The sequence below is a fragment of the Aquiflexum sp. genome (genome assembly GCF_977115555.1).
This window is the reverse complement of sequence record NZ_CDSBKL010000513.1, coordinates 1-2,529: the sequence shown is the minus strand read 5'-3', so window position 1 is coordinate 2,529 and position 2,529 is coordinate 1. Positions and strand designations below refer to the sequence as shown.

At 36.7% G+C, this 2,529-nt stretch carries 3 protein-coding genes; all 3 read left to right on the top strand.

The genetic code is table 11. The features are described 5' to 3' along the window. Window positions 1–269, top strand: a 269-nt coding sequence (locus ACZFYI_RS18950; protein ID WP_462525684.1) for an ion channel, incomplete at its 5' end; no start/stop codon positions are given. Between the two features lies 1 nt (window position 270). Then, a complete protein-coding gene (locus ACZFYI_RS18945; RefSeq protein WP_462525683.1) occupies window positions 271–1,020 on the top strand; it encodes a DUF6090 family protein in 750 nt (249 codons plus the stop codon). Then, window positions 1,017–1,784, top strand: a complete 768-nt coding sequence (locus ACZFYI_RS18940; RefSeq protein WP_462525682.1) for a DUF6090 family protein — start codon at window positions 1,017–1,019, stop codon at window positions 1,782–1,784. Before ACZFYI_RS18945 ends, ACZFYI_RS18940 begins: the two co-directional genes overlap by 4 nt. Window positions 1,785–2,529: the final 745 nt, after the last annotated feature.

The window sequence follows — 2,529 nt, the reverse complement described above, 5'->3', positions numbered from 1 at the left end:
TGAAAGGAACTTGGGAAGACCTTCCCCCGGCCCAAAAAGCCTGGAAGTCTTTCCTTCTGGTCGGAGCCTTTTGTATAGCACTGATTTATGATCTGACGATCAAGGTGCTCAATGCACTCATGCTCTCCATCAATACCTTCACCACCTTGGGCTTTGGTGAAATTCCTATCAAGGGATTGCCTCGATACCTTGCCATTATACAAGGGTTTATCGGCTGGTTTATGCTGACCATCTTCTCTGTTTCACTCATTTCTCAATTGCTGAACTGATATGATCTCCTTCTTCCGAAAAATCCGTCAAAAACTCCTTTCTCAAAATCGGGTCACTCGATACCTAGTTTATGCCCTTGGTGAGATATTGTTGGTGGTGATTGGAATATTGATTGCCCTACAAGTAAACAATTGGAATGAAGAAAGGAAAAGCAGAAGTCGGGAAGAAAAGATACTAGTTGGACTCCAAAATGAATTTATATCGGCCAAGATCGAATTAAATGCTGACCTCATCGCAAGAGAAAGGTATCTCAGATTTACCAAGGCATTACAAAATTTTCATTTAGGAGAAGGGAATCTTGACGTTGAACAAGACTCCTTGAAATTATTTATCAATAGCCTAAACTCTTCCAGATTTTATTCTGTTGGCCATCCCATCTTAAATGATTTGGCAACATCAGGCGGGTTTGAACTGATCCGTAATGATTCCATTCGAATCTATCTTGACAATTATCTACAAGAAAAGCAACGATATACAGCTGTAGAAGATAGGGAGGACAATTTTGTAAGGAATCAATTTGTCCCATTTTTATCAGACTATATAGACTTGAGTTTAGTTTCAAAAGAGAAAATATCTTCTACCGATTTTAATAATGCCATCACAAATATTTCACAAAAAAACCGTTTTGGAAGCCTTATCCAATTGCGCATTACCCGAACAGAAAATGCAAAAGATTATGGTATTCGGTTAATGGCTACCATTGATAAAGTGTTGAATCAAGTAAATATCGAATTAAATAAAAGGCCATGATCTCGTTTTTTAGAAAAATCCGCCAAAAACTCCTCTCCCAAAACCGAGTCACCCGATACTTGGTGTATGCATTGGGTGAGGTTATCCTTGTTACTATCGGGATTTTGATAGCCTTGAGCATCAATACTTGGAATGAGGATAGAAAGGATCGTATATATGAGCAAAAAATGCTAACTGAGATTTATCGCTCTTTGGTTGATGATGCAGATTACATTCGAAATCACCTTCTTGGTTATCGAATTGAGAGTGTCGATGCAAGCATAAAATATTTTGATCAATTGCTTTTGGAACAAAAACCGGATTCTTCTAAGCTGTCTCATTTTTTCGAAAGGCTTAGTTGGGGTCTTACATTCCAAATTAATGAAGGACCATACGAAGGATTAAAAGCAAATGGCTTGGATAGAGTCAGTAATGATACCTTGCGGAATACACTCATGTGGTATTTTGACTTTGCAATTCCCAGATATGAGGAATTGGTTGAATGGAACATCAACAGATTCCAAAAAGACATGATGGAAATTTCTTCTGAATATAAAGGAGATTACAAGATCAAAGAGCAAAATGGCGAGATAATTCTTTATCAAAGTTTGACTGATACGCAATTCATTCACGAACCTAAGTTTCTGAGACTATTAGCCTATTCCAAAACCAGCAATAGCTGGAACAAAAGTCGATTCAATGAACTCCTGCAAGACCAATTAAAATTGATGAGAATGCTTGAAATGGAACTTGATTTGAACCCAAATAACCAACAACCCAAATAATGATTCCCATTTTTCGAAAGATTAGCAGATCCCTTTTACCACAAAGTTGGATTAGGATGTATACTGACATACAAACGATAGATTTTTTTGGAGAGATTCCCATCAAGGGATTGCCGCGATACCTGGCCATTATACAAGGGTTTATCGGCTGGTTTATGTTGACGATTTTCTCGGTTTCTCTTATTTCTCAATTGCTGAACTGATATGAAAAAGGTGCTATCAATATTTGCTCTATTACTTTCTTTCAATAGCTTTTCTCAAGAAAAGAACTATCAAGAATTCTCGTATTCAGAGTTATTTCAAATGATTGAGGCAGAAACCGATTCCGTTTTTGAATTGTCTGATGCTATAATTACTTACAATGAAGCAACTGATACCTTATTTTCAACTTATAGTAGGAATTTTTTCTCGTCTGATTTTAATAGAACAGATACACTTGTTATCAATACGGCATTAAAGTTCAATAGTGTATTTTTTTATGGCATGTAACGCTTCGCACATACGATGGACTTTGCGATAGCAAGTCTATCGTTATGTGCATTGTTAGTACTAGTGTTTTTATCTTGTTTCACTTCTGTTTTTCTTCCTAAGTTTATGCTAAGGTAATTCGTTTTTTCTGTTTGCCAAAGCTTGCATGGTTAAAAGTTTGCAGGTTTGAATTTTTGAGTTCTGATATTGTGGTTGGCATTGCAGTTACCGTTTTGCTGTGGAGAAGTTGGCTGTTGTTTTTTCAGCTTCTGCTGAT

Coding starts and splice junctions, on each gene's coding strand:
- ACZFYI_RS18945 (WP_462525683.1), top strand. CDS start 271: ATGATCTCCTTCTTCCGAAAAATCCGTCAAAAACTCCTTTCTCAAAAT.
- ACZFYI_RS18940 (WP_462525682.1), top strand. CDS start 1,017: ATGATCTCGTTTTTTAGAAAAATCCGCCAAAAACTCCTCTCCCAAAAC.